1 pseudogene is annotated in these 238 nt (G+C 79.4%); it reads left to right on the forward strand.

Annotated features, from left to right (window positions below):
- Nucleotides 1–238 (forward strand): annotated as a pseudogene (locus KVT14_RS21270) (sodium:proton antiporter); the annotation flags it as partial.

The raw sequence follows: 238 nt of genomic DNA on the forward strand, positions 1-238 counted from the left end.
CACGCTGCTCGTGCAGGGCGGCACGCTGGGGTGGCTGGTGCGCCGGCTCGGCCTGGTCCGCGACGGCGCCGACGATCGGGCCGAGGTGGACCGGCTGGCGGGGGAGATGGCGGTGGCGGCCGCGGGGCTGCTCGGCCATCCCGACCTGCGCCGGCCCGACGGCACCCCGTACGACGCGGGGGTCCTGGAGAAGGCCCGGCGGATCGCCGAGCGGCAGGGGGGCGAGCTCGACGAGGGC

It is taken from the genome of Cellulomonas sp. GbtcB1 (assembly GCF_019091725.1).
Classification (GTDB): domain Bacteria; phylum Actinomycetota; class Actinomycetes; order Actinomycetales; family Cellulomonadaceae; genus Cellulomonas.